Below are 23,322 nucleotides of genomic sequence, written 5' to 3' on the forward strand. Positions count from 1 at the left end.
TCGGGACGGTAGGACCTCGTCGTCACACGCCGGACCCACTGAAATGCGCGAGGCGGCACCGAAAAGTGACGGCTGCTCGCGGGTGGGGAACCCCGACCCTGATACCTCGCCCTCACAGCCGGACGCGCTGGCATGCCGGGACCTGCGTTCGAGGGCTTCTGCCCTCCGCGACCTGCCGGGTTGGCGCCCTGATCCACGGTTGTCGGTGTCACCTGCCACAATTGCCGCGCAACCTCAGTGAGAAAGCGGGACGGGATCGTGACGACACCCCTCGTAGGGTCCATCGAAGGCAGGATCGCCGCGGAGCTCGGCGTACGGGAGCGGCAGGTGAAGGCTGCCGTGGAGCTGCTCGACGGCGGTTCGACGGTGCCCTTCATCGCCCGCTACCGCAAGGAAGCGACCGAGATGCTCGACGACGCGCAGCTGCGCACGGTCGAGGAGCGGCTGCGCTATCTGCGGGAGTTGGAGGAACGGCGGACGGCGATCCTCGACTCGGTGCGCGAGCAGGGCAAGCTGACCGAGGAGCTGGAGGCGCAGATCCGCGGAGCCGAGACCAAGGCTCGGCTGGAGGACATCTATCTGCCGTACAAGCCCAAGCGCAGGACCAAGGCGCAGATCGCCCGGGAGGCCGGCCTTGAGCCGCTCGCCGAGGGGCTGCTCGGTGACCCGAACGTCGAGCCCCTGGCGGCTGCCTCCGCGTTCGTCGACGCCGACAAGGGCGTGGCCGACCCGCAGGCCGCCCTCGACGGCGCCCGGGCGATCCTCACCGAGCGGTTCTCGGAGGACGCCGACCTGATCGGCGAGGTGCGCGAGCGGATGTGGGTGCGCGGTCGGCTGGCCGCCAAGGTGCGGGACGGCAAGGAGGAGGCGGGCGCGAAGTTCGCCGACTACTTCGACTTCGCCGAGCCGTTCACCGAGCTGCCCTCGCACCGGATCCTCGCGATGCTCCGCGGCGAGAAGGAAGAGGTTCTGGACCTGGTTCTGGAGCCCGAAGAGGCCACCGAGGGGCCCTCGTCGTACGAGGGGATCGTCGCCCACAAGTTCGGGATCGCCGACCGTGGCCGACCCGCCGACAAGTGGCTGACGGACACCGTCCGCTGGGCCTGGCGCACCCGCATCCTCGTCCACCTCGGCATCGACCTGCGGCTGCGCCTGCGCACGGCTGCCGAGGACGAGGCCGTGGGCGTCTTCGCGGCCAACCTCCGCGACCTGCTGCTCGCCGCCCCGGCCGGCACGCGCTCGACGCTGGGCCTGGACCCCGGTTTCCGTACGGGCGTGAAGGTCGCCGTCGTCGACGCGACCGGCAAGGTGGTCGCCACCGACGTGATCTACCCGCACGTCCCGGCCAACAAGTGGGACGAGGCCATCGCCAAGCTCGCCCGGCTGGCCAAGGAGCACTCGGTCGAGCTGGTCGCCATCGGCAACGGCACGGCGTCCCGCGAGACCGACAAGCTCGCCGGCGAACTGATCGGCAAGCACCCCGAGTTGAAGCTCACCAAGGTGATGGTGTCCGAGGCGGGCGCCTCCGTGTACTCGGCCTCCGCGTTCGCCTCGCAGGAGCTGCCCGACATGGACGTGTCGCTGCGCGGCGCCGTCTCCATCGCGCGTCGGCTCCAGGACCCGCTCGCCGAGCTCGTGAAGATCGACCCGAAGTCGATCGGCGTCGGTCAGTACCAGCACGACCTGTCCGAGGTGAAGCTCTCGCGCTCGCTGGACACGGTGGTCGAGGACTGTGTGAACGGCGTCGGCGTCGACGTCAACACCGCCTCCGCGCCGCTGCTCGCGCGCGTCTCCGGCATCACCTCCGGTCTCGCCGAGAACATCGTGTCCCATCGGGACGCCAACGGGCCGTTCACGTCCCGCTCGCAGCTGAAGAACGTCGCTCGGCTCGGCCCGAAGGCGTACGAGCAGTGCGCGGGCTTCCTGCGCATCCGCGGCGGCGACGACCCGCTGGACGCCTCCAGCGTGCACCCGGAGGCGTACCCGGTCGTCCGGCGGATGGTGAAGACGGCCGGCCAGGAGGTCGCCGCCCTCATCGGCAACACGGGCGTGCTGCGGTCCCTGAAGGCGAACGACTACGTGGACGAGACGTTCGGTCTGCCGACCGTGACGGACATCCTCAAGGAGCTGGAGAAGCCCGGGCGCGACCCGCGTCCCGCCTTCAAGACGGCCACCTTCAAGGAGGGCGTCGAGAAGATCTCCGACCTGGCGTCCGGGATGGTCCTGGAGGGCGTGGTGACGAACGTGGCGGCTTTCGGGGCGTTCATCGACGTCGGCGTCCACCAGGACGGTCTGGCACACGTCTCCGCGCTGTCGAAGACGTTCGTCAAGGACCCGCGGGACGTGGTGAAGCCCGGAGACATCGTCAAGGTGAAGGTCCTCGACGTCGACATTCCGCGCAAGCGGATCTCCCTGACCCTGCGGCTCGACGACGAGGCGGCTCCGCAGGGACAGCAGGGACAGCAGGGACAGCAGGGCGGTGGCGGCGAGCGTCGGCAGCGGGGCGGGCGACCGCCGCAGCAGCGGCAGGGCCGTGGTGGCAGCGGTGGCGGTGGCGGCGGTGGCTCGCGGCAGGCGCCGCCTCCGGCCAACAGCGCGATGGCCGACGCACTGCGCCGCGCCGGTCTGCTCGACCCGAAGAAGGGCAAGCGCTGAGCCGGCCGTTTGCAGGGCAGTCGCTGAATACGCAGGACAGGCGCTGACGCGACACGCGGGCCCGGACTCTCCCGTACGACTCGGAGGGTCCGGGCCCGTTCGCTCGTAGGGTGACTACATGGCGACGTCACGGGTCATCACCTGGGAAGTGTCGGAGAGCAAGGGCATCGAGACCGCGTGGACCGAGCTCGGCGCCGACGCCCTGCGGGCCCGTGGCCGGGCGGTGGGGACGACGCCACAGCCGTACTGGATCTCGTACGAACTCGACACCGGCGACGGCTTCGTGACACGCCGACTGCAGGTGACCGTCGAGTCCGCGGACGGCGTGCGCACGCTCGATCTACGGCACGACGGGGCGGGCCGGTGGACGGCGAACGGTGAGCGTCTGCCCGACGTCGACGGCGCCCTCGACTGCGACCTCGGCCGGTGTCCGCTCACCAACACGATGCCGGTGCTGCGGCACGGGCTTCATCTGGCGCCCGGGGAGCGGGAGTTCCTGATGGCGTGGGTGTCGGTGCCGGACCTGGCGGTCGTCCCCTCGCGTCAGACCTACGTGCACCTGGGGCAGGGGCTGATTCGCTTCGTGTCCGGCGACTTCAGCAGCGACATCGCCTTCGATGGCGACGGCTTCGTCGTGGACTACCCGGGGTTGGCGACGCGGTTCGGCCGGTCCTGAGGACGCGCGGCCCGTTGGGCCAGGTGCAGTAGCGGGAGCGGCTGCCCCGGTCCGGGCGGGAATGGCTGGACGGACCGGACCGCGTGTGTGTCCACCGCCGCCCAGGGAGAGCCGATGCCTACCCCCACGCCGCTTCGCCGCCGTTCCCCACTCGGCTCACGTATCGGGTCGGTGTCGCTCATCACCGTCTGTCTGATCCTGCTGTCCTCGGTCGGTGCGGGAGCCGCCCGGACCGCATCCCTACGACGCACTTGAGCTGCGGACCCTGCAGGCCGACCCCCGGCACCGCTTCGACTCCCGCCGGCTGCTCGGCTACGTCGCCGACCGGCCGCTGCCGTACGGTCACCACGTCGTAGGGGAGCAGATGCGCTGGATCCCCGGGGCGGCGTCCGAGCCCGCCGGACCGGGGCGCAATGACGGGGGCTCGGCATCTTCCGGTACACGACCCGATGCGGTGTGGTGCTGGGGCACACCGGCAACACGCTCGGCTACACGCAGTTGATCGCCGCCACGCCGGATGGGCGCCGGTCGCTGACCTTCTCCGTCACCACCCAGATCAAAGAGGCCTTGAAGCCAGATCTGTGCGCTACTGCGCGACCGGGGCCGACGGACACGCCCTAGCGTTCCGTCACCTTGCCGTCGGCGACCTCCAGGCGGCGGGTGACGTGGACCGCGTCGAGCATGCGGCGGTCGTGGGTGACCAGGAGCAGCGTGCCCTCGTAGGAGTCCAGGGCCGATTCGAGTTGCTCGATGGCCGGCAGGTCCAGGTGGTTGGTGGGCTCGTCCAGGACCAGGAGGTTGACGCCCCTGCCCTGGAGGAGGGCGAGGGCGGCGCGGGTCCGTTCGCCCGGGGAGAGGGTGGCGGCGGAGCGCAGGACGTGGTCCGACTTGAGGCCGAACTTGGCCAGGAGGGTGCGTACTTCACCCGGTTCCGTGTCCGGGACGGCCGCGCAGAAGGCGTCCAGCAGGGACTCCTCGCCGTGGAACAGCTTGCGGGCCTGGTCGACCTCGCCGATCAGGACGCCGGAGCCGAGGGTCGCCTGGCCTGCGGTCAGCGGGACGCGGCCCAGCAGGGCGGCCAGCAGGGTCGACTTGCCCGCGCCGTTGGCGCCGGTGACGGCCACCCGGTCCGCCCAGTCGATCTGGAGGGACACCGGGCCCAGGGTGAAGTCGCCGCGGCGCAGCTCTGCGTCCCGTAGGGTCGCGACCACCGAGCCCGAGCGGGGCGCCGAGGCGATCTCCATGCGCAGTTCCCACTCCTTGCGCGGCTCCTCCACGACCTCCAGGCGTTCGATCATGCGCTGGGTCTGGCGGGCCTTCGCGGCCTGCTTCTCGCTGGCCTCGCTGCGGAACTTGCGGCCGATCTTGTCGTTGTCGTTGCTCGCCTTGCGCCGGGCGTTCTTCACGCCCTTGTCCATCCAGGAGCGCTGGGTATGCGCCCGGTCCTGGAGGGCGGCCTTCTTGTCGGCGTACTCCTCGTAGTCGTCGCGGGCGTGGCGGCGGGCCACGTCGCGCTCCTCCAGGTAGGCCTCGTAGCCGCCGCCGTAGAGATTGATCTGCCCCTGGGCGAGGTCGAGTTCGAGGACCTTCGTGACCGTGCGGGTGAGGAACTCGCGGTCATGGCTGACGACCACCGTGCCGGCGCGCAGGCCGGCGACGAAGCGTTCGAGGCGCTCCAGGCCGTCGAGGTCGAGGTCGTTCGTCGGCTCGTCGAGCAGGAAGACGTCGTAGCGCGACAGGAGCAGCGAGGCGAGTCCGGCGCGCGCCGCCTGGCCGCCCGACAGGGACGTCATCGGCTGGTCCAGGTCCACGGCCAGGCCAAGCGAGTCGGCGATCTCCTCCGCCCGCTCGTCCAGGTCGGCGCCGCCCAGGTCGAGCCAGCGCTCTAGGCTCGTCGCGTACGCGTCATCCGCGCCGGGCGCCCCGTCGACGAGGGCCTGCGTCGCCTCGTCCATGGTGCGCTGGGCCTCGGCGACTCCGGTACGGCGGGCCAGGAACTGCCGTACGGTCTCGCCGGGGCGCCGCTCCGGCTCCTGCGGGAGGTGACCGACGGTCGCCGTGGGCGGGGACAGCCGCAGCTCCCCCTCCTCCGGCGCGGTCAGCCCGGCCAGCAGGCGGAGCAGCGTCGACTTGCCCGCACCGTTGGCCCCGACCAGGCCGATCACGTCTCCGGGCGCGACGACGAGGTCGAGCCCGTTGAACAGGGAGCGGTCGCCGTGCCCGGCGGCGAGGTTCTTGGCGACGAGGGTGGCAGTCACAGAGGGCGATCCTAGTGGCCGCGCCGGGGCGCGAGCACCTTCGTTACGGCGGGCCGCGCACTCAGCGGGCCCGCCGGCTTCGGCGCGACGACGCCTCCCCCGGCACCGCCGTGGTGTTCCCCGCGCCGAAGCCGCCACCGCACCTGCGTTCTGACCGCACCGCGACCGCCACCGACCCGTTCGTTGTCACCGCGCCGAAGCCGCCCCCCCCCTCACCCACATCACGCCACAGCCGCCACCGGCTAGGCCAACGTTCCGCCCGCACCGCGACCACCATCAACCCCACCGTGGTGCCCCCGCCGCAGCCACTCCCTCCGTCCTCACCGCGCCATCGCCTCCACCAGCACACTCCCCGAGGTCCGCGCCACCACGAACGACTCCCCCTTCACCGCCTTCGCGTCCAGCGCGATGCGGTGGCGGCCCGGTTCCAGGATGTCGTCGAAGACCTCGTAGGTGTGGGTGCGGTACAGGCGGTCGAGGCGGTAGGCGGTGAGGCGGACGCGGCAGGGGGAGGTGACCTCCAGGCCCGCTTCGCCGTCGGCTGCCACCAGGCGGGTCAGGCGGCGTTGTTCGACCGGGCTGCGGTCCAGGGCGTGTTCGATCTGGGCGACCAGCAACGGGACGATCGGCGCGAGTCCGTCGACGTAGGCCACGTCGACTCCCGCGTCCGTGAAGGCGCGGCGTACGGCGGTGCGCTGGTCCTGGGCGACCGCGCGGCCGAAGGCGACGGCGCCGTAGGCTCGCAGTTCGTCGGCGGGGACGCCGCCCAGGTCATGGGTGATGTCGGCGCCGATGCCGATGGTGCGCAGGGCGGCGGCGAGCTTGGCGAGGAGGGCGACGCGGGCGCCGATGAGGAGCACTCGGCGGCGTGGGGCGTCGGTGTCGTGGTCGAGCAGGGAGCCGAGTGCCGCGCGGTACTCGGCGCCTTGGAAGCGGAAGGGACCGATGCCGTGGTAGCCGTTGAGCTCCAGGTCGGCGTGTTCGTCGGTCTGCCAGGCGAAGTCCCCCCAGATGTAGTCGTCGCCGTCTTTGTCGATGACCGCGGTGACGGCACCGCAGGCGAGGTCGGCGCACTCGGGGCAGCCGTATATGACGTACCGGCTGCCCGGAAGCGGGGCTTCCGCCTCCAGGAGCAGGCTGCGGACCTGTGCGGTGAAGATGGCGGGTGGGACGTCGGAGGCGAGCGGGGAGACGGCGTCGAGGTCGGAGAGCTGGAACAGCAGCGGGCGTCCGTCGACGATGAAGTCCACGAAGTCCCGGTGCACTTGGTAGTCACCGTTGGCCAGGACGCCACCGGCACGCATCGCCGGTGCCAGGCCGAAGGTCGCGTACTCGGCAGACATGCTGTGAGTATCCCCAGGGCGGGACCGATATGAGCGCGGCATGACATATTCCGCTACGTCCCGCCCTGGGAAGCGAACAGGTGGGCGAGGCCGGCCGTGTGCCGGTCAGGCGTGGTCGTGGCCCAGCGGGTCGCCCTCCGCTCCGGTTCCGGGGCCCGGGCCGACCTTGATCTCGAACTCGCCGTCGTACCGCTTGTGGCCCTCGATCACGGCGAGTTCGACGGCCTCGGTACCCATCTCGGTGCGCACGATGACCGGATCCCGGCGCAGATCGCGCATGAGGGCGACGCACATGCCGACCATCACGAGAACGAAGGGCGCCGCCGCCAGGATCGTGAGGTTCTGCAGACCGGTGAGCGCGTCGCCCTGGCCGCTGCCGACGAGCAGCATGATGGCGGCGACGGCTCCGGTCACCACACCCCAGAACACCACGACGAAGCGGCCGGGTTCCAGGGCGCCCTTCTGGGAGAGCGTGCCCATCACGATGGAGGCGGCGTCGGCTCCGGAGACGAAGAAGATGCCGACCAGGATCATCACGAGCAGGCTGGTGGCGGTCGCGATGGGGAACTCCTGGAGGAGACCGAAGAGTTGGCCCTCGGGGGTCTCCTCACCGCCGAGCCCGCCGCCCTCCTTCACCTTCATCGCCGTACCGCCGAAGATCGCGAACCAGATGAGGCTGACCGTGCTGGGCACGAGGATGACGCCGCCGACGAACTGCCGGATGGTGCGGCCCCGGCTGATGCGGGCGATGAACATGCCGACGAAGGGTGTCCAGGAGATCCACCAGGCCCAGTAGAAGACGGTCCAGCTGCCGAGCCAGTCCGCTACTCCCTCGCCTCCGCTGGCTTCCGTGCGGCCCGCGAGCTGGGGCAGGTCGCCGAGGTAGGCGAAGATCGACGTGGGCAGCAGGTCGAGGACGATGATCGTCGGACCCGCGATGAACACGAAGAGGGCGAGGATCAGGGCGAGCACCATGTTGGTGTTGGACAGCCACTGGATGCCCCGCTCGATGCCGGAGACGGCCGAGGCGACGAAGGCCAGGGTCAGCACGGCGATGATCGCGACGAGCAGCCCGGTGCTCGCCTCGTCCATCCACTCCAGCTCCTCGAACCCGGAGCCGATCTGGAGCGCGCCGAGGCCCAGGGAGGCCGCGGAGCCGAAGACCGTGGCGATGATCGCGAGGATGTCGATCACCCGGCCGGCGGTGCCGTTGGCGTGCTTCTCCCCGATCAGCGGGGTGAAGACCGCGCTGATGGTCTGGCGCCGGCGTTTACGGAAGGTGCTGTAGGCGATGCCGAGTCCGACCACCGCGTAGATCGCCCAGGGGTGCAGCGTCCAGTGGAAGAGGGTGGTGGCCATCGCCGTCTCCATGCGTTCGGCGGAGTCGGCGGGGTCGGTGCCCGGTGGTGGGGTGTTGTAGTGCGCGAGCGGCTCACTGACGCCGTAGAACATCAGGCCGATTCCCATGCCGGCGCTGAACATCATCGCGACCCAGGAGACGGTCTTGAACTCGGGCTCCTCGCCCTCGGCGCCGAGGTGGATACGGCCGTAGCGGCTGATCGCGAGCCACAGCGCGAACACCACGAAGCCCGAGGCGGCCAGTATGAAGGCCCAGCCGCCGTTGTGGATCAGGCCGTTCAGCATCTTCGTGGACACGCTCTCCAGCGAGTCCGTGGCCGCCCAGCCCCAGATCACGAAGGCCACAGTTATGGCGGCGGTGACGCCGAACACCACTCGGTCCGTGCTGCGGTGGTCGGGAGCGTCCGGAGGACCCTCCCGACCACCTCTCTTCTTCAGGTCGTCGGTCATCAGCGGCACCTTCCCCGGTTAACGGTGGATACGCCGGTTCCACGTCGTCTTCCAGGACGTACCACAAATCCCGTCGATCTCAGCCGTTTCAGCAGTCGGTGTCGGGCTCACCCGCCGTCAGGTGGTACGGGGCCCGCTCGTCGAGGAGCAGCGGGACGAGGGCGCGCAGCGGCTGGCGGAGCGGGACGTAGGTGCCGTGGGTCCTCACTCCGTGCAGGGCGAGCTCGTCCTTCACCTGGGTGTACTGGTCGGTGGTGAGCCGGTAGCCGCAGGGCGGGTCCTGGATCACGTCGGCCGGTTCGGCCGGGTCGTTGTCGGCGCCGCCGACGTACACGGGTCCGGTGTCGGCGTAGCCCGCGAGCCGGGCCAGACCGGTCGCCGCCTCGACCTGACCGCGACGGGCGTCCGTGAAGTCGAACAGACCCACCAGAGCGCCCAGTTGGGAGTGCACCCGGCGCCGGTTGTTGAGGGCCTCGTCCGCCTTCTCCGCGTCCGTGAGCGGATCGACCCGGCTCTCGATCAGCAGGCCGACCGAGTGCTTGACGCCGGACATGTTCCGCAGGATGCGTTCCTGGCCGTCACCGGCGACCTGCTTGATCGGTTCGCCGGTCTCGGGGTCGGTCCAGATGCCGTAGGTGCCGGTCGAGTAGCCGGCGCTCGTGGCGGCGGGGCGTACGTACGACTCGGACAGTGCCTGGGCCTCGTCGTGGACGTGTGCGTCCGTGTTGAGGTTGCGCGGCCACAGGTCGAACAGGTCCTTGTCGTAGTACTGGGGTGTGGCGCCGTACTCGTGCAGGTCGTAGACCACGTCGGGGCGCTGGTCACGGAGGACGGCGGCCATGGCCCGGCCCTCGGCGGTCTGGAGCGCGAGGTGGTCGCGGTTGATGTCCACGCCGTCGCTGTTGCCGCGCGTGTCGGCGACGCGGCCGTCGGGGTTGGCGGTGGGCACGACCAGCAGGGTGGTGCGTTCCAGGAAGCGCCTGGTCTGCCGGTCCTTCGCGTAGGCCAGGTCGCGGATCGTGGACAGACAGGCCTCGCGGCCGGAGGGCTCGTCGCCGTGCTGGCTGCAGACGAGGAGCACCTTGTTGGCGGCGGGGCGCGTCCCGATCCGCACCAGCTGGAGCGGGCGGTCCTGCTTCGTCGTACCGATGCGGGCCACGGAGACCCGGTCGCTCGCTCTGTCGACGGCCGCGAGGAAGTCCTGCTCCTCGGATTCCCCGGTCCAGTTGGCGCCGTTCGACTGCTCGAAGCCCGTGCGGGGCGGGGTGTCGGCGGCCTGGGCGGGGACGGCGACGACGGATGCGGCGAGGGCCGCCGCGATGACGGTGACGGCTCGGATGCGGGTCACCGGCCTCCCTCCGGGATGCGGTGGGTGGTGCGGGGCGGGGTCACACCGTCGAGGGGCGTGGCCTGGGGAGTCGCGGAGCCGGAGCCCGCCGTGGCGCGGGCGAAGGCGTGGGCGCCGCCGACGAGCGGGACGCGGGCCTTGGTGCGGGAGAGGTCGAGGGTCAGGGTCGGCTTGGTCGACGGCGGGTCGATCAGGTCCTTGTCCGTGCCCGCGACGATCAGGGCGAGGCGGTGGCCGGCCGGGACCACGTGGTCGGTGGCTGCCAGATCGAGGGTCATGGTGTACGCCTTGCCCGGGGTGAGCGGTGCGCCCTGCAGGTCGGAGGCGTGATTGCCCAGGTCGGCCCAACCCCGACTGACGACCGTGTAGTCGACGTCGGCGGTCTTGGCCGCGGTCTCCTTGAAGCAGGCGCTGTCGCCGGTGGTGCCGGCGCCCCAGCAGGTGCGGTCGGTGAGCGTGGTGATGCCCTCGCCGCCGGCCGCGTAGTCGCGGATGGTGTCGGGGCCGAGGTCCACGAGGACGGCGGAGAGGTGGGCCGTCGTGGTGGTCGGGGTCGCGGTGACGGTGACCTCGGAGGAGCCGGACAGGCGCAGGTCACGGGTGAGCGGCTTGGTGACGAAGCCCGCCTTGTCGGGGGTGGCCTGGTCTATGTGGGCTGCCCAGTCGGTCTCGCTGTGCTGCGGGTCGTCGGTGAAGGTCTCGGTGCCCTTGCCCTTGCTCAGGCCGAGGGTGCCGACGCCCGCCTGGGTGCCCTTGGCCGGGCGCAGGGTGGTGGTGTCGGTGCCGCGCGGGGGCCAGACCTTGGAGGTGACCCACTGGTCGGGGTGGCGTTCGATGTCGGCCATGGGCTCACGGTCGATGCCGTTGTCGTAGCCGAGGAGTTCGTGGTCGAACCAGCGGTGCAGCGTGTCGACCCATTCGGCGCGGCGGAAGTCGAAGGGGTCGACGTGGCCGGTCTGGGAGAGCCAGATCTTGCGCTCGACGCCGTTCTTCGCCAGGGCGTCCCACCACTGGCCGACGTGCTTCATACGGACGTTGAGGTCCTGCATGCCGTGGATCAGGAAGACGCTCGCCTTGACCTTGCGCGTGTCCTTCACGTAGTCGCGCTCGGTCCACAGGGGCGTCCAGTCGCCGGTGCGCGGGGCGCCGTCGACGAGCGTCTGCTGGACGGCGCCGCACTTGGCGCGGGCGTCGGGGCTTTCGACGTAGTCGGAGAGCCAGTCGGGGCCGGAGTCGTAGAGCGGGGCGCCCTGCTGGAAGTAGTAGTCGTACCAGGAGGAGATGGCGCTGATCGGGACGATGGTCTTCAGGCCCTCGACGCCGGTCGCGGCGACGCCGTTGGCGATGGTGCCGTCCCAGCTCTTGCCTATCATTCCGGTGCGGCCGTTGGTCCAAGTGGCCTTGGCCTTGGTGGTGCCGGTGCGGGTCGTGTACGCCTTCGCGCGGCCGTTCAGCCAGTCGACCACGGCCTTCGCGGAGAGGATGTCGGAGCGGCCACCGACGTCCACGCAGCCGTCGGAGCGGTTGGTGCCGGCGAGGTCGACGCCGACGAAGGCGTAGCCGCGGGGCACGAAGTAGTTGTCGTAGAACAGCGGCATCTGGACGACGTCGCCGTCGGCGTCGTACGTCTTCTTCTGGCTCTCGTTGCCGCGCCCGCAGCAGGAGTAGTACGGGCTGGCGTCCATGATGACGGGCACCTTGCGGCCCTGTCGGTCCGCCTCGCGGGGCCGGACGATATCGACGGCGACGCGGTCGTGCTTGCCGTCGCGGTCGAGGTCCAGTCCGGTGTCCACCCATACGGCCTCGCGGATGGCGTTCTCGTACGAGTAGACGGGCCTGCTCTCCCGCGGGGCGGCGTGTGCCGTCGCGGGTGACAGGAACGCGGCCATCAGGGCGGCTGTGGCCGCCGTCGCGAGCAATCTCCAGATCGTGAAGCGCATGCGGTTCGGCATGCGCGGACGGTACATCGATCAACTCCTGTGCAGAAGAGGGCTGCTGATGACATATGAGGTCCTGGGTGGCCGATAAACGCCCCTGGGGCGGGTCACCTCGTGTCGGCCGAATGGCGATCGTGTGACAGCGGTGGTCATGGACACACAGGTGTCACAGGGGGTGAATAGGCTCCGGACAGACTTCGGGCCCCTACGACTTGGAGCTTTTGTGCACCGCAGAATCATGGCGCCGGGCGCGCTCGCAGCCGCCTCTTTGATGCTGGTGATCCCGGCGTCGGCCGCGAGCAACACCGCCGGCGCTCCGGGCATCGGCGATCCCTACTACCCGGCGTACGGCAACGGCGGATACGACGTCTCCCACTACGACCTCCGGCTGAAGTACCAGCCGGCCACGGACGAGTTGGAGGGCACGGCGACCCTGCTGGCCAAGACCACTCAGGACCTGTCCCGCTTCAATCTGGACTTTCTGCTGGACGTCAGCGAGGTCCGGGTGAATGGCGCGAAGGCGTCGTTCGCGACGTCCGGCGAGCACGAGCTGGAGATCACGCCGAAGAAGCCGCTGGCCAAGGGTACGGACGTCACCGTCGTCGTGCGCTACCGCGGGGTGCCGTCCTCGAAGAAGGCGTACGGCTTCACCAGCTGGCACCGTACGCCGGACGGCGGTGTCGGGGCGAACGAGCCCGAGGCCGCCTGGTGGTGGTTCCCCAGCAACGACCACCCGCTCGACAAGGCCACGTACGACGTCTCCGTGCTGGTCCCGGACGGCACCCAGGCGATCTCCAACGGCACACTGCAGTCGACGAGTTCGCGGGTGGGCTGGACCCGCTACAACTGGCGTTCGGACAAGCCGCAGGCGACCTATCTCGCCACGCTCGCGGTCGGCAAGTTCGACGTGACCACCGGGACCAGCGAGAGCGGCATTCCGGTCATCAACGCCTACAGCAAGGACCTGGGCGCACACTACGGCGCGGCACGGGCGAGCATCGAGCGGACCGGGGAGATCGCCGACTGGCTGACGGAGTACTTCGGGCCGTACCCCTACAACGCGCTCGGCGGCTATGTGCCGAACACCGACACCGGGTACGCGCTGGAGACACAGACCCGGCCGTTCTACAGCCCGTCGAACTTCGCGAACGGGTCGAACACCTCGGTTGTCGTCCATGAGCTGGCCCATCAGTGGTACGGCGATCTGGTGTCCGTGAAGGACTGGAAGGACATCTGGGTCAACGAGGGATTCGCGCGGTACGCGCAGTGGCTGTGGTCGGAGCACGAGGGCGAGGGGACGGCGCAGGAGATCGCCGACTACGTGTACGCCTCGCGTGCGGCCGACAACGCGTTCTGGACGGTCAAGCCCGGTGATCCCGGGCCGGAGAACCAGTTCCACATCGCGGTCTACGACCGGGGCGCACTGACCCTGCAGGCGCTGCGCAACGAGATCGGGGACGAGGCGTTCTTCGCGATCCTCAAGGGCTGGACGAAGAAGTACGCCTACGGCAACGCGTCGGTGACCGACTTCCAGCGGTACGCCGAGGAGGTGTCCGGAAAGCCGCTGGCGGCGCTCTTCGACACGTGGCTGTTCCAGCCGTCGAAGCCGTCGGCGCCCGCGGCACGGGAGGCGTCGATCGCGAGGGCGTCGGTGGCTCCGGTGCAGCCGAAGTCGTGGAAGAAGATCGCGGCGACGAACGGCGTGCACGACCACGGGGCCGAGCGCGGCAAGGCGCACGAGGACGAGCACGCGCACGAGGACTGACGTCTTCTGACGGCTTAGTGGGTGTCGGCCGCCGTCTTCGGCTCGGCCGCACGCGCGAGCAGTTCGTCCCGTCCGATCGCGTCCGTCTCCGTCGACGGCACCGTGCAGGCGTGGGCGCCGGCCACCGCGCCGTACAGGGCGCACCGGCGCGGTGGCTCGCCGGTCAGTCGGCCGAAGAGGAAAGCGGCGGCGAAGGCGTCGCCCGCTCCGTTGGTGTCCACCACCGGGGCGGGCGGCGTTGCCGTCGGTATCCGGGTCAGCTCGCCGTCGGCCAGCAGATACGCGCCCTGCGCGCCCGCGGTCGCGACGACGACCTCGGCGCGGCCCCGTTCGACGATGTGGCGCATGGTGCGCTCGGGGTCCGTCAGGGCGGCGGCGGAGAGGAAGACCACATCCGCGGCGTAGGCGAACGCCTCGTGGTACGGGTTCTCGCCGTCCCAGTCGTGCAGGTCGGTCGAGATGCTCACGCCGGCCTCGCGCAGCACGGGCAGGGCGTGGGCACATGGCTGGGTGATCGACACGTGCGCGTGCCGACTCGACTCGGCCAGGTCCCGGACCGTGGGCTCCGGGAGCCGGTCGTCGGGCTGGGAGCGGCTCGTGTCGTACAGGGACAGGCGCCGGCCGTCGGGACCGACGAGGTTGACGGCGCGCTTGGTGCCGGCGGGCTGCGGTACGGCGGTGAGCGCGATGCCGCGCTCGCTGTGCAGGGCACGGACGAGGTCGCCCTCGGGGTCGTCGCCGAGCATGTCGAGGTGGTGGGTGCGCAGGCCGAGGGCGCTCAGGCCTACGGCTACGAAGTCACCGGTCTGCCCGGCGCGGGTGCGGATGCCCGAGTCGATCATGTAGCTGTCGGCGTACGGGAGCGGCAGCTCGGGGACGTACACGATGGTGTCCACCCCGGCGCCGCCCAGCACGAGCACGTCGATGTCGCGGCTCAACTCCCGCCCTCCCCATGGTCGTAGACGGTGACGGCGATGCCCCGCCGCACCAGCCGATCGGTGACCAGCGGCTCGACGCGGGACCATGTGCCTCCGGCCAGCCCGCAGCCTATCCGGGGCATGTGCACGGTCGCGCCGAGTTCGATGACCTTGTCCGCGAGCCGCTCCAGCGCCGCGTCGATCGCCTCGTAGCGCACGGGCACGCCCTTGCTGCCCGTACGGATGCCCCGCTGCCCGACCATGTTGGCCACCCAGACGTACGGCTCGACCTGGACGAACTGGGCCGCGCCCAGCCCGAAGTCGTTCGAGGCGCGCTCCCGGTGCCACGCGCGATAGGACTTCTCCGGTTCCGGCCAGCGGCGCGATATGGCCAGGACGAAGCCCTTCCCCCATCCCCCGATGTCGTTGCAGACATGGGCGATCACCTTGACGCCCTTCACCGACGGAACGGTGGCGTCACCCCGGATGTAAGTGATCTCCGACATGACGCCACCGTAGAGGCCGCCACTGACAACGGCCTCGGAATTGCTTTCGTGAGCTCGGGACTACTTCGTGAGCTCGGTCAGCTCCTGGTCCTCCGCCTTCGCGACCCGGCGCCGGATCGCGTACCAGCCGCCGACGAGCATCGCCGCGATCACCGGGATCAGCAGGAGGGTCTTGCGGCCGACCTCGGGGTCGTTCCACATCATGCCCAGGCAGGCCAGCAGGAAGGCGATCGTGGCGATCTCCGTGACGGGGCTGCCGGGGAGGCGGAAGGAGGGCCGGGCCAGCAGGCCCGCCTTGGCGCGGCGGACGAAGACCAGGTGGCAGATCATGATGATCACCCAGGTGGAGATGATGCCGAGAGAGGCGACGTTCAGCACGATCTCGAAGGCCTGGCTGGGCATGAGGTAGTTCAGGCCGACGCCGAGGACGCACACCGCGCAGGTGAGCAGAATGCCGCCGTAGGGGACCTGGCTGCGGTTCATACGGGCCGTGAACTTCGGGGCCGAGCCCGCCATCGCCATCGAGCGCAGGATACGGCCCGTGGAGTACAGGCCGGAGTTGAGGGAGGACATCGCCGCCGTGAGGACCACGAGGTTCATCACGTCGCCCGCCGCCGGGACGCCGATCTTCGACAGGACCGTGACGAAGGGGCTCTGATCGGCCGAGTAGACCGAGCCGGGGAGGAGCAGGGCCAGGAGGACCACCGAGCCGACGTAGAAGAGGCCGACCCGCCACATGATCGAGTTCACCGCGCGCGGGACGATCTTCTCCGGCTCGGCGGTCTCGCCCGCGGCGACGCCGACCAGCTCCAGCGCGGCGTACGCGAAGATCACGCCCTGCATGACGAGGACGACGGGCATCATGCCGTGCGGGAAGACGCCGCCGTTGTCGGTGATCACGCTCAGGCCGGGGGTCTGGCCGCCGACCTCGTGCTGGGTGGCGAGGAGGAAGATGCCCACGAACATGAAGGCGACGAGCGTGGCGACCTTGATGATCGCGAACCAGAACTCCATCTCGCCGAAGATCTTCACCGAGATCAGGTTCACCGCCAGGACCACCGCCAGGGCGATCAGGGCGAGCACCCACTGCGGGATTTCGGTGAACAGGCTCCAGTAGTGCGTGTAGAGCGCGATCGCGGTGATGTCGGCGATGCCGGTCGTCGACCAGTTCAGGAAGTACATCCAGCCCGCGACGTACGCGCCCTTCTCGCCGAGGAACTCGCGCGCGTACGACACGAAGGAACCGGAGGACGGGCGGTACAGGACGAGCTCGCCCAGCGCCCGGACCACGAAGAAGGCGAAGATGCCGCAGACCAGGTAGGCGATCGCGAGCGCCGGGCCCGCGTTGTGGAGGCGGCCGCCGGCGCCGAGGAAGAGGCCGGTGCCGATGGCCCCGCCGATGGCGATCATGTTGACGTGGCGGGCCTTGAGGTCCTTGCTGTAACCGGCGTCGCCCGCGTCCGCGGGCACTTGGGCCGCGTCGGTACGGGGTGCGGCCACGGCCGTGTTCACGGCGTCCTTGCTCACGGGTGGTACCACTCTCTGGTGCGCCCGAGCGGGTCGCGCTCGGGTGTCCGGACGTACGTATGGCCTGCGCCTTCCGTAAAGGCACAGACCAAGGGGCCACCTTCCCCGGAATTCCACCGTCACGCGGTGGTACAGGTCACAGAGCGGGACATCTCACATGGTCATCCAGGGTGTGACAGAGGTTTCACACCATTGGTGAGACAGCGATACTGCTGCACATGACGATCGAACCCACCGACGTCGGGGAGCCGACCCTCACGATCGACGAGCTGGCCGCACGGGCGGGTGTCACGGTCCGCACGGTCCGGTTCTACGGCACCAAGGGGCTGCTGCCGCCGCCGGAGATCGGTCCCCGGCGGGTGGGGCACTACGGGCAGGAGCACCTGGCCCGGCTCGCGCTCATCGAGGAACTGCAGCAGCAGGGGATGACGCTCGCCGCCATCGAGCGGTACGTGCAGCAGCTGCCGACGGACCTGAGCGTGCGCGACCTCGCCATCCACCGGGCCGTCGTCGCCTCCTGGGCGCCGGACACCGTGGAGACGGTGACGCGCCAGGAGCTGGAGCGGCGGGCGGGGCGGGCTCTGGGTGACGACGACATCGAGCGGCTGGGCGCGATGAACGTCGTACGGCACGAGGACGGCTCGTACCGTGTCGACCTCGGGCTGCTCAGGCTCGGCGTCCGGCTTCTCGACGTGCCGCTGTCCCAGGACGCGATCCTCTCCGCACGGAAGGTCCTGATCGAGCACTCGCGCGCGGCGGCGCACGAGCTGTCGCAGCTGTTCAGGGGCGAGGTGTCGGAACGCGCCGCGCAGGACGTGAAGTCCCTGTCCGCCCATATGCAACCCATCGTCATGCAGGCCCTGCTGACGACCTTTCAGCGGTCGCTGAAGGAGGAACTGCACGAATGGCTGACGGACTCAGAGGAAGGCGGATCCGCCTGACACGTTGAGGGTCTGCCCGGTCAGGAAGCCGCTGCCCTCGTCGACCACGTACAGCAGGGTCGACACCAGGTCGGACGGCTCCTGGGTCCTGCGCACGGCCTGCCGGTCACGGACGTGCGCGAAGCCGCCGTCCGCGCCCACCGTGCGCTCGGCGGTGGCGGTGCGGACCATGCTGGGCGCGATCGCGTTCACGGTGATGTCGTACGGCGCGAGGGCGGCGGCGAGCGAGCGGGTGAAGCCGATCAGGCCCATCTTCGAGGCGACGTACGGGACCATCGTGGGCGGTGCGGTGAGCACGGCCGCCGAGGCGATGTTGACGATCCGGCCCCACCCGGCCGCCTTCAGATACGGCAGCGCGGCCTTGGCCACCAGGAACGGTGCCTCCAGGTTGACGCGCATGATGCGGCGCCACTCCTCGACCGACGTGTCCTCGAAGGGCTTCGCCGGGTAGACGCCCGCGTTGTTGACGACGACGTGCAGAGTGCCGAACCGGTCGATGACGCGCTCCAGTTGCCGGCACACCTGGCTCTCGTCGGTGACGTCTGCGGTCAACTCCATGTAGTCGAGGATCTTTCCGGCGGTCTGCGGCTGTGGCGCGAGGTCGAGGCCGGCGACCCGGTAGCCGCGCCCGGCGAGCGCGACGGCGAACTCCTGTCCGAGGCCCTGTGCCGCTCCGGTCACCAGGGCGGTACGCGTCTCCATGGGGCGAGTGTGATGACCCGTCAGCCGCTGGGCAAGGGCGCATTCCACTCGCTGAAACGCCTGTGTTGCCGCCCGGCCCCGCGGGGCCGACGCTGCGGGTCGACACCCCCGGCGCCGCACCGGCGCAGGCCGTACGTACGGGAGCCGTGCCCGATGACCGAGACCGAGCGTGCCGTGGACGACGCCTCGCGCACCCCCGAGAAGGGCAGGACCCGGCGGTCGATGCCGCGTCGGCTGGTGCGGGACGAGCTCGGGGTGCTGCTCGTGCTGGGGCTGCTGATCGCCACGATCGGGATTCCGTACCCGGACTTCCTCGACACCGACAACCTGCTGTCCACCGCGCACAACTCGGTCTACATCTCCCTGATGGCGTGCGGCATGGTGTTCGCGCTGGCCATGCGCGAGGTCGACCTGTCGGTGGGCGGCACCTACGCGATGTGCCTGGTCGTCGGGGCCCTGCTGGTGCGCGAGGGCATGCCGCCCTGGCCGGCGGTGCCGGTGGTGCTGCTCACGGGCATCGTGCTGGGCGTCTTCAACGCGCTGGTGACGACGCTGCTGGCGCTGCCGTCGTTCATCGTCACGCTGGGCACGCTGATGCTGTACCGGGGTGTCGGGCTGGCGCTCGCCGACGGCAAGCAGATCACGGATCTGCCGCTGGACGACTCGTTCTTCACGTTCGCGGGCGGGGATCCAGGCGGGGTCCCGTTCGCGCTGTGGGTCCTGCTCACGGTCGTCGCCGTGTTGGCCGTGGTGCTGGCCCGCACCCGGTTCGGGGCGCGGGTGCGGGCGATCGGGTCCAACCCCGACGCCGCCGCGTTCAGCGGCATCCCGGTCGTCCGCACCCGGATCCAGGCCCTGGCGCTGTCCGGGTTCACCACGGCCTGCGCCGCCACGCTCGCGCTGGCCTTCTACGGCGCCGGTGACCCGACACTGGGCCAGGGCTACGAGTTGCAGGCCATCGCCGCCTGCATCATCGGCGGCACCCCACTGGCCGGCGGACGTGGCTCGGTGGTCGGTGCGGTGGCCGGGGCGATGATCCTGTCGGTCGTGGCCGCCGGGCTGGTGTTCTTCGAAGTCCCCATCAACTGGACGTCGTTCGCGACCGGCGGGGTGATCCTCCTCGCGGTCGCGGCGGACAGCGCGCTGCGCCGGACCGGACGCCGCCGTGAATGAGCGTTCTGTGCCGTGAAACAGCGTTCCTGCGCCGTGTATGAGCGTTCCTGTGAACCCCGTAGGCCGCCGCCGAACCGCCCCTGTGAGCCGCCCCCTTGGAGGACCTGATGCACTCCCGATCCCGTACGGTGGCCGCCGCACTCGGCGTCCTGGTCCTGCTGGGTGCCGCCGGGTGCGGCGAGAGCGACGGCGCCGGCGGCGAGGGCGGCAAGCTGGAGATGGGCATCGCGGTGGCCAACATCTCGCTGAACTTCGCCCACGAGATGGTGCTCGGCGCCGAGAGCGCCGCGTCGCACGCCAAGAACGTCGACTTCCAGGCGGTCGGCCCGCCCAACACCGACGGACCTGCCGAGGTGCAGCTCTTCCAGAACCTCACCACCACCGCCAAGGACGGCATCGTCCTGGAGAACCTCGACCCGCCGATCTTCACCCGCCCCGCCGCCCGGGCCGTGGACAAGGGCATCCCGATCGTCGCCCTGGACACCTCCCCCACCGACGGCAGCAAGGTGAACTTCTATGTCGGCAACGACAATTACGCGCTGGGCGAGCTGATGGCCAAGGAGGCGTTGGAGCGGCTGGGCGACGACCCGAAGGGCGAGGTCGCCATCGGCGTGCCCAACCCGGGGACGCCTGTGCTGGACAGCCGGGCGCAGGGCATCGCCGACACCTTCAAGAAGGAGGCCCCGAAGGTGAAGATCGTCGGCCCCTTCCAGACGTACAGCGATCCCGGCCAGAACTACAGCTCCTGGTCCTCGCAGGTCAACGCGCACCCGAACGCGCTCGCCTTCCTCGGCGTCGGCGACGCCGACAGCTACAACCTCGCCAAGATCAAGAAACAGAAGAACGGCACGTGGCTGACGGCCGGCTTCGACGTCGACCCGAAGACCCTCGACGCGGTCAAGGACGGCTCCAACTTCGTCGCCATCGACCCGCAGCACTTCCTCAAGGGCTACCTCTCCACGGCGATCCTGATCGAGTCGGTGCGCGACAACGACGGCAAGCTGCCCGACGGCTGGTTCCTGTCCCCCGGCGGGGTCGTCGACTCCTCCAACATCGACGAGATCATCACCCGGCAGAAGTCCCCGGAGGCGGCGTACGACTGGTACAAGCCGACCATCGACAAGCTGCTCGGCGACCAGGAGAGGAACATGCGCCCCTTGAAGGACGCACGCTGAGATGACGTACGGCGACATCCTGGTGGCGCAGGGCCTGGTCAAGTCGTACGGCGGCGTCCGCGCCCTGGACGGGGCGGGGATACGGCTGCGGGGCGGCGAGGTGCACGCGCTGGTCGGCGAGAACGGTGCGGGCAAGTCGACGCTGGTGCGGATCCTGTCGGGTGCGCTGACGGCGGACGAGGGGGTGGTGCGGTCGGCCGCGGACACCCGGATCGCCACCGTCTCCCAGGAGCTGAGCCTGTTCCCCGACCTCACCGTCCGGGAGAACCTCTTCCCGAACCGTCCCCCGCGCCGCCTCGGCCTGCTCGACCGGGGCGCGATGGACCGGGCGGCCCGACCGGTCCTGGCCGAGTTGGGGCTGGACGCGGATCTCGGCACGGAGGTCGGTGAACTCCCGCTCGCCGACCAGCAGTTGACCGAGATCGCGCGAGCCCTGCTCCGCACCCCGAGGCTCCTGATCCTCGACGAGCCGACGTCCGCTCTGCCGGCCGCCGCCGTCGACCGCCTCGAACGGGTCCTGCGCACCCTCACCGGGCGCGGTATCGCCGTCCTCTACGTCACCCACTTCCTGGAGGAGGTGATGCGCTTCGCGGAGCGGGTGACGGTGCTGCGCGACGGGCGGGTCGCGCTGCCCGGGGTGCGCCGGGCGGAGGTCGACGTGCCCGAGCTGGTGACGGCGATGCTGGGCGGCCGCCCGGAGCAGCCGGTGCGCCGGACGCGGGCCGTGGTGGACCTGCCGCCGCCGGTGGTGCTGTCCGGGGTGAGCGTGCCCGGCCGGTTGGCGGACGTGACGTTCACGGTGCGGTCGGGCGAGGTGGTGGGGGTCGCGGGGCTTCAAGGCGCCGGGCATCTCAACGCGTTGGAGGTGGTGTGCGGCCGTACGGCGATCTCGGCGGGCCGCGTGGACGTCGGCGGGCGCGGGCTGCCGCGCTCCCTGCGCGACGCGATCCGCGCGGGCGTCGCCTTCGTGCCGAGCGACCGCAAGCGGTACGGGCTGATGACGGACCGCACGGTGTGGGAGAACACGACGGCGGTGAGCTGGCTGGGGCTGGGGCGGGGTGGCTTCGCACCGTCGCGTGCCGAACTGGTGTGCAGGGCGACCGATCTGACGGAACGTCTGCGCTTGCGCGGCGGCCCGTACGACGTGGTGGCCCGGTTGTCCGGCGGCAACCAGCAGAAGGTCGTCTTCGCCAAGTGGCTGGCGACCGAGCCGAGGATCGTCGTGCTGGACGATCCGACCCGGGGTGTCGACGTCGGCGTACGGGCCGAAATGCACCGCATCGTCGGCGAGTTGGCGGCGGGCGGGGCGGCGGTGCTGATCGCGTCCACGGATCTCGCCGAACTGACGGAGGTGTGCGACCGGGTGCTGGTGTTCGTGCGCGGCCGGATCACCGGGGAGGTGAGCGGGGGGCGGCTGACGGAGCGGGTGTTGGCGGTGGCGATGCAGCGGGGGGTGTCGAACCCGCCCTCAGGCTGACCCACCCTCAGCTGACCCACCTTCAGGCTGAACCAGCCCTCACGCCGACAGCGTCCGCGTCAGTGCCCGTGCTGCCGCGCACACCCGGGCGCCCAGGCGGTCCACGTCGAGGCGTCGGGTGCCGCCGGTGACGGAGATCGCGGCGACCGGGCGGGATTGGGGGCCGTGTGCGTAGACGGGCGCGGCGACGGCTGAGACGCCGACCTCGGCCTCCTCCAGGTTGACGCCGTAGCCGCGGGCCCGGGTCAGGGCGAGGTCGCGGGCGAGCTGGCCGGGCAGGACGAGGGTGCGCGGGGTGAGGCGGGGCAGCGTGCGGTGCGGTGGGCGCGGGTTCTGGGTGAGCGCGAGGAACACCTTGCCGGTGGCGGTGCAGTGGGCGGGCAGGCGGCCCCCCGTGTGGGAGACGATCGGGGTGGCGCGGCGACCGGTGACCTTCTCCAGGAACAGGGTGTCGGTGCCGTCCGGGACGGCCAGGTGCACGTTCTCCTGCGTGGCGTCGTGCAGATCGCCCAGATACGGCAGCGCGGCGTCACACAGTTCGCGCACGGACGGCGCCGACTGGCCGAGGACGAAGAGGCCCAGCCCGATGCGATAGGCACCCTCGGGCGTGCGCTCGACCAGGCCGAGCCGGACCAACTCGCCGATGAGCCGGTGCGCGGTGGGTTTGGGCAGTCCGGTGCGCAGGGCGAGTTCGGCAAGGGTCAGGGCGGTATCGCAGTCACCACAGGCACGCAGCAGCGCCGCGCCGCGCGCGAGCACCGACTTGGGCAGCGGGCCGTCCGTCATGGACCGATGGTGGGGGCTGGTGGGTGCGGTGACAAGGTGCGGGTCGCTGTGAGTCGGCGGCGTGGGGGTGTGGGTGGCTTTGGCGGCTGGGGTGAGTTGGACTCGCGGGCGCGGAGGTTGGCGTGGCGGGCGCCGGAGGTGGTGTCGCTGGCGCCGGAGGTGGTGTCGCTGGCACAGGGACCGCCGTTGCGGGCACGGGGGTCGGCTTCACGAACGCGCGGACGACCGTCACAGGTGTGGGGACGACCGTCGCGGGCACGCGGGTCGGCTTCACGGACACGCGGACAACCGTCACAGGCGCCGGGACGACCGTCACAGGCACGGCAA

17 protein-coding genes and 1 pseudogene are annotated in these 23,322 nt (G+C 70.5%); 8 read left to right on the forward strand and 10 right to left on the reverse strand.

Going from position 1 to position 23,322, the window contains the following annotated elements; translation table 11 throughout:
* The first annotated feature begins 258 nt into the window (after positions 1-258).
* From BLU79_RS35965 to BLU79_RS49415, 3 genes and pseudogenes are all read left to right on the forward strand, one after another.
* Positions 259-2,655 carry a Tex family protein gene (locus BLU79_RS35965; RefSeq protein ID WP_093910195.1) on the forward strand — a complete coding sequence of 799 codons (2,397 nt, stop codon included), beginning with the start codon at positions 259-261 and terminating at the stop codon, positions 2,653-2,655.
* Between the two features lie 118 nt (positions 2,656-2,773).
* Complete coding sequence (locus BLU79_RS35970; RefSeq protein WP_093910196.1) at positions 2,774-3,331, forward strand: putative glycolipid-binding domain-containing protein; 558 nt, start codon at positions 2,774-2,776, stop codon at positions 3,329-3,331.
* 358 nt (positions 3,332-3,689) lie between these two features.
* Positions 3,690-3,952: pseudogene (locus BLU79_RS49415) on the forward strand (peptidase S12); the annotation flags it as partial.
* Here BLU79_RS49415 and abc-f read toward each other — a convergent pair.
* The 5 genes from abc-f to BLU79_RS36000 form a co-directional block, all read right to left on the reverse strand.
* Positions 3,949-5,589: a ribosomal protection-like ABC-F family protein gene (gene abc-f / locus BLU79_RS35980; protein ID WP_093910197.1), complete on the reverse strand. Its 1,641-nt coding sequence runs from the start codon at positions 5,587-5,589 to the stop codon at positions 3,949-3,951. The pseudogene BLU79_RS49415 and the gene abc-f overlap by 4 nt on opposite strands.
* A gap of 320 nt (positions 5,590-5,909) precedes the next feature.
* Entirely contained in the window at positions 5,910-6,932 is a 1,023-nt protein-coding gene (locus BLU79_RS35985) for an oxidoreductase (RefSeq protein WP_093910198.1), read from the reverse strand.
* 105 nt (positions 6,933-7,037) lie between these two features.
* Positions 7,038-8,741 carry a BCCT family transporter gene (locus BLU79_RS35990; RefSeq protein WP_093910199.1) on the reverse strand — a complete coding sequence of 568 codons (1,704 nt, stop codon included), beginning with the start codon at positions 8,739-8,741 and terminating at the stop codon, positions 7,038-7,040.
* Positions 8,742-8,829: 88 nt separating this feature from the next.
* Complete coding sequence (locus tag BLU79_RS35995; RefSeq protein WP_093910200.1) at positions 8,830-10,089, reverse strand: M14 family metallopeptidase; 1,260 nt, start codon at positions 10,087-10,089, stop codon at positions 8,830-8,832.
* Positions 10,086-12,041, reverse strand: coding sequence for a Xaa-Pro dipeptidyl-peptidase (locus BLU79_RS36000; protein WP_093910317.1), 1,956 nt, complete (start codon positions 12,039-12,041; stop codon positions 10,086-10,088). Before BLU79_RS36000 ends, BLU79_RS35995 begins: the two co-directional genes overlap by 4 nt.
* 208 nt (positions 12,042-12,249) lie before the next feature.
* On the opposite strand from BLU79_RS36000, the gene BLU79_RS36005 reads away from it, so the two are divergent.
* Entirely contained in the window at positions 12,250-13,791 is a 1,542-nt protein-coding gene (locus BLU79_RS36005; RefSeq protein ID WP_177001313.1) for a M1 family metallopeptidase, read from the forward strand.
* 14 nt (positions 13,792-13,805) lie between these two features.
* Here BLU79_RS36005 and BLU79_RS36010 read toward each other — a convergent pair whose 3' ends face one another.
* From BLU79_RS36010 to BLU79_RS36020, 3 genes are read right to left on the reverse strand one after another with little or no spacing between them, the layout of a single operon-like run.
* The gene (locus BLU79_RS36010; protein WP_177001314.1) at positions 13,806-14,729 is read right to left on the reverse strand and encodes a PfkB family carbohydrate kinase; all 924 of its coding nucleotides are present in this window, start codon (positions 14,727-14,729) and stop codon (positions 13,806-13,808) included.
* Complete coding sequence (locus BLU79_RS36015; protein WP_093910203.1) at positions 14,726-15,214, reverse strand: macro domain-containing protein; 489 nt, start codon at positions 15,212-15,214, stop codon at positions 14,726-14,728. Before BLU79_RS36015 ends, BLU79_RS36010 begins: the two co-directional genes overlap by 4 nt.
* A 60-nt stretch (positions 15,215-15,274) precedes the next feature.
* Positions 15,275-16,741 carry an amino acid permease gene (locus BLU79_RS36020; protein WP_093910204.1) on the reverse strand — a complete coding sequence of 489 codons (1,467 nt, stop codon included), beginning with the start codon at positions 16,739-16,741 and terminating at the stop codon, positions 15,275-15,277.
* 218 nt (positions 16,742-16,959) lie between these two features.
* Here BLU79_RS36020 and BLU79_RS36025 point away from each other — a divergent pair, with 218 nt between their 5' ends.
* Complete coding sequence (locus BLU79_RS36025) at positions 16,960-17,682, forward strand: MerR family transcriptional regulator (protein WP_093910205.1); 723 nt, start codon at positions 16,960-16,962, stop codon at positions 17,680-17,682.
* Here BLU79_RS36025 and BLU79_RS36030 read toward each other — a convergent pair.
* Positions 17,659-18,384 carry an SDR family NAD(P)-dependent oxidoreductase gene (locus BLU79_RS36030; protein ID WP_093910206.1) on the reverse strand — a complete coding sequence of 242 codons (726 nt, stop codon included), beginning with the start codon at positions 18,382-18,384 and terminating at the stop codon, positions 17,659-17,661. The genes BLU79_RS36025 and BLU79_RS36030 overlap by 24 nt on opposite strands.
* 153 nt (positions 18,385-18,537) lie before the next feature.
* On the opposite strand from BLU79_RS36030, the gene BLU79_RS36035 reads away from it, so the two are divergent.
* The 3 genes from BLU79_RS36035 (at position 18,538) to BLU79_RS36045 (ending at position 22,209) form a co-directional block, all read left to right on the forward strand.
* Positions 18,538-19,557 (forward strand): ABC transporter permease, encoded by a 1,020-nt coding sequence (locus tag BLU79_RS36035; RefSeq protein ID WP_093910207.1) that lies wholly within the window; start codon positions 18,538-18,540, stop codon positions 19,555-19,557.
* Positions 19,558-19,664: 107 nt separating this feature from the next.
* Positions 19,665-20,732: a sugar ABC transporter substrate-binding protein gene (locus BLU79_RS36040; RefSeq protein WP_093910318.1), complete on the forward strand. Its 1,068-nt coding sequence runs from the start codon at positions 19,665-19,667 to the stop codon at positions 20,730-20,732.
* 1 nt (position 20,733) lies between these two features.
* Complete coding sequence (locus BLU79_RS36045; RefSeq protein ID WP_093910208.1) at positions 20,734-22,209, forward strand: sugar ABC transporter ATP-binding protein; 1,476 nt, start codon at positions 20,734-20,736, stop codon at positions 22,207-22,209.
* A gap of 39 nt (positions 22,210-22,248) precedes the next feature.
* On the opposite strand, the gene BLU79_RS36050 is transcribed toward BLU79_RS36045, so the two are convergent.
* Positions 22,249-22,995, reverse strand: a complete 747-nt coding sequence (locus BLU79_RS36050; RefSeq protein WP_093910209.1) for an IclR family transcriptional regulator — start codon at positions 22,993-22,995, stop codon at positions 22,249-22,251.
* Between the last annotated feature and the right edge of the window lie 327 nt (positions 22,996-23,322).

It is taken from the genome of Streptomyces sp. cf386 (genome assembly GCF_900103585.1).
In the GTDB taxonomy this organism is placed as follows: domain Bacteria; phylum Actinomycetota; class Actinomycetes; order Streptomycetales; family Streptomycetaceae; genus Streptomyces.

Bases quoted from the DNA above. Each gene is read 5' to 3' on its own strand.
- BLU79_RS36040 (WP_093910318.1), top strand. From the start codon at position 19,665: ATGCACTCCCGATCCCGTACGGTGGCCGCCGCACTCGGCGTCCTGGTC.
- BLU79_RS35985 (WP_093910198.1), bottom strand. From the start codon at position 6,932: ATGTCTGCCGAGTACGCGACCTTCGGCCTGGCACCGGCGATGCGTGCC.
- BLU79_RS36015 (WP_093910203.1), bottom strand. From the start codon at position 15,214: ATGTCGGAGATCACTTACATCCGGGGTGACGCCACCGTTCCGTCGGTG.
- BLU79_RS36045 (WP_093910208.1), top strand. From the start codon at position 20,734: ATGACGTACGGCGACATCCTGGTGGCGCAGGGCCTGGTCAAGTCGTAC.
- BLU79_RS36050 (WP_093910209.1), bottom strand. From the start codon at position 22,995: ATGACGGACGGCCCGCTGCCCAAGTCGGTGCTCGCGCGCGGCGCGGCG.
- BLU79_RS36030 (WP_093910206.1), bottom strand. From the start codon at position 18,384: ATGGAGACGCGTACCGCCCTGGTGACCGGAGCGGCACAGGGCCTCGGA.
- BLU79_RS36000 (WP_093910317.1), bottom strand. From the start codon at position 12,041: ATGCCGAACCGCATGCGCTTCACGATCTGGAGATTGCTCGCGACGGCG.
- BLU79_RS35970 (WP_093910196.1), top strand. From the start codon at position 2,774: ATGGCGACGTCACGGGTCATCACCTGGGAAGTGTCGGAGAGCAAGGGC.
- BLU79_RS35990 (WP_093910199.1), bottom strand. From the start codon at position 8,741: ATGACCGACGACCTGAAGAAGAGAGGTGGTCGGGAGGGTCCTCCGGAC.
- BLU79_RS36035 (WP_093910207.1), top strand. From the start codon at position 18,538: ATGACCGAGACCGAGCGTGCCGTGGACGACGCCTCGCGCACCCCCGAG.
- BLU79_RS36025 (WP_093910205.1), top strand. From the start codon at position 16,960: ATGACGATCGAACCCACCGACGTCGGGGAGCCGACCCTCACGATCGAC.